This window comes from Euzebya rosea, assembly GCF_003073135.1.
Taxonomy (GTDB): Bacteria; Actinomycetota; Nitriliruptoria; order Euzebyales; family Euzebyaceae; genus Euzebya; species Euzebya rosea.
Genome location: NZ_PGDQ01000035.1, coordinates 1 through 2,674, shown reverse-complemented (window position 1 = coordinate 2,674; position 2,674 = coordinate 1). Strand labels below are relative to the sequence as shown.

Here is a 2,674-nt window from a genome sequence, read left to right as displayed (position 1 = left end):
TGGGCCAGTGCACCGGCGGGAACGCGGTGTAGGCGAGCAGGTCGTCCTCCATGGCCTCGAGCCGCTCGGCCACCTTCGGCGCCACGGTCTCCAGCTGGGCGCAGACGGTGCCGAGATGTCCCTTGGCGGCGTCACCGTCGGGCTGGGCGAAGATCGTGGAGATCAACGCCGAGATCAGCTGCCGCTGGCTGTGGTTGGCCACCGCCAGCAGGTTGCGCTTGGCATGCACTCTGCATCGCTGCCATCCGGAGCCCTGCAGCACACGGCGGATCGCCGCGCGCAGCCCGGCGTGCGCGTCGGAGATGACCAGCTTGACGCTGACGGCGCTCACTGAAACTCCCCAGTCCTGCTCATCGAATCTCCCCACCCCGTAGGGGTCGGGTGGGTGGAGGTTCATCTACAGAGCGTGGGTCCTCCCGAGGCTGGCAGTTGCTACAGCTGTCCGGCCGTCGGAAGGACCCCACCCGATGTTGTCATCGGAGGAAGACGTGGAAGTGCATGCCCTACGCCAGCGTGGCTGGTCGATCTCCGCGATCGCTGCCCACACCGGACGAGACCGAAAGACCATCCGGGCCTACCTGACCGGCGACCGCGTTCCCGGGCAGCGCAAGCCCGCCGGACCCGATCCGTTCGACCGGATCGCCGGCTATGTCGCTCAGCGGCTGGTCGATGACCCGCACGTGGCGGGGACCGCGCTGTTCGACGAGGCCGTCAAGCTGGGCTATGACCGGGCGTACTCAATGTTCACCCGCCATGTCCGCGACCGCGGCCTGCGGCCGGAATGTGCGGCCTGTGCCTCGGGCGGCAAGGTCGCAACGATCGAGATCGATCACCCTGCTGGGGAGGAGACGCAGTGGGACTGGGTGGAGCTGCCCGGCGCCCCGTGGCTGCCCGATGGCGTCAACGCCCAGGTGCTCGTCGGGGCGCTGGCCCACTCGGGAAGGTTCCGGGCTGTCATCGCCGAGCGGACCGACCAGCCCCACACCTTCGATGCGATCACCAGGGTGACCGCACGGCTGGGCGGCACGACCCGCCGGTGGCGGTTCGACCGGATGGGCACGGTCGTGGCGATCGGGACCGACAAGGTCCTGCCGACGTTCGCGGTCTTCGCCAAGCACCACGCCGTGGCCATCGACATCTGCCCGCCCCGACGGGCCAAGCGCAAGGGCGTGGTGGAGAAGGCCATCCACTTCCTCACCCAGCGGTGGTGGCGCACCGCCGACGTCACCGATCCCGATGCCGCGCAGGCGTCACTGGATGCGTTCTGCCAGACCATCGCCGACGCCCGGCCGCGACACGACACCCAGGGCCGTTCCACAACCGTTGGGGCGCTCGCGGAGACCGAACGGTTGGGGCCTGTCCCGGCCTTGCGGTTCCCCGCCGCCTGCGAGGTGGACCGGGTTGTCGCGGCCAACGCCACGGTCGCCTACCGGGGCAACTCCTACGCCGTGGACCCGGTGCTGATCGGCGCGACCGTGCTGGTCCGCCACCAGCTCGACCGCGACGTCCTGGACGTCATCGATCCGGCCAGCGGGCTGCTGACCCGCCACCGCATCGTCGCAGGGACCGGGGTGCTGGTCCGCGATGGTGAGCAGGCCCGCCAGCTGCAGACCGCAGTGCTGGCCGCGTTCACCACCGACCCGCCCTGCCACCGAAAGGCCAACCGGCCCCAGTCCGCCGCCGCGACCGCGATCGCCGCAGACTGACCTCCACCCCGCCCCAGCCCGGCGATGCCGTGATCATCGACCTCGCGGCCTGGGCCGCCCACGCCCCGGAGGCCGGCCGATGACCGCCCCCTCGCCCAACCGGACCTACCAGCAGCTGCGTTCCCACCTGGCGTTCCTGAAGCTGCACGCCGCTGCCGAGCACCTCGCCCCCGTCCTTGACGCCCACAGCGATGACGACCACGTCACCGTGCTTGAGAAGCTGTTGGGCATCGAGGCCGACGCCACCCGCACAAGACGCACCGAGTCACGACGGCGCCTGGCCGGCCTCCCCGCCGCATGGCGTCTGGACGACTTCGACTACGACGCCCAACCAGGCATCGATCCCAAGCTCATCAACGACCTGGCGACCATGCGGTTCCTCGATGACGCCGGCAACGTGCTGTTCATCGGCCCGCCCGCCGTGGGCAATGGGTTTTGCCTTCGTCGGCGTATGAGCAACTGTGTGCCTGGTTCGAGCCGTAGTCCGTCATCCAAACCACGACGTCGGCCGCCCTCAGCCGGCTGATAGGTCGCGGCGCCATGCCCGCCACACGGCTTAGCTCCCCGCGAAGTTCGCTTGAGCCGGATACTGCCTCCCACCAAGGTCGGTACCAACCGTCGCGTGGTCCGAGCCCCAATGCGCCTGAGAGCACTGAGTCGTAGATGGGGAAAAGCCCTGGCCGCTTCCCCGCAAGCACCTTGAACGACATCACTCGACCCCAGCCCACGTCCTTTCGAAGGATGGCCCACAGTCGGCCGACGGGAGTGCCGTCGCCGTCCACGATTGTTTGAAAGGTCTCTTCGTCGAGCTCCGCAATATCGCGGTAGGCGCCCAACGCGGTCAGTTCGTCCGTGATGGGTGAGTCCCACCACGTGGTGTAGGAGCAGGGTCCGCCCGATAGGGCGGGCCACCGTGTGAACTTCATGTCTCCTACAACGCGAAGGACCCACACGATGACCCAACAGCA

General features: G+C 68.7%; 2 protein-coding genes and 2 pseudogenes. 2 read left to right on the top strand and 2 right to left on the bottom strand.

Translation table 11 applies throughout. The features are described 5' to 3' along the window. Positions 1 to 316: pseudogene (locus tag CUC05_RS24175) on the bottom strand (transposase); the annotation flags it as partial. A gap of 172 nt (positions 317 to 488) precedes the next feature. On the opposite strand from CUC05_RS24175, the gene CUC05_RS24170 reads away from it, so the two are divergent. Together CUC05_RS24170 and CUC05_RS24165 are read left to right on the top strand one after the other, a co-directional pair. After that, on the top strand, positions 489 to 1,706 hold the full coding sequence (locus CUC05_RS24170; protein WP_157965976.1) for a DDE-type integrase/transposase/recombinase: 1,218 nt from the start codon (positions 489 to 491) through the stop codon (positions 1,704 to 1,706). 79 nt (positions 1,707 to 1,785) lie between these two features. Then, positions 1,786 to 2,232, top strand: a complete 447-nt coding sequence (locus tag CUC05_RS24165; RefSeq protein ID WP_108668716.1) for an ATP-binding protein — start codon at positions 1,786 to 1,788, stop codon at positions 2,230 to 2,232. Between the two features lie 19 nt (positions 2,233 to 2,251). On the opposite strand, the pseudogene CUC05_RS26170 reads toward CUC05_RS24165, so the two are convergent. After that, positions 2,252 to 2,632: pseudogene (locus tag CUC05_RS26170) on the bottom strand (DUF6308 family protein); the annotation flags it as partial. Positions 2,633 to 2,674: the final 42 nt, after the last annotated feature.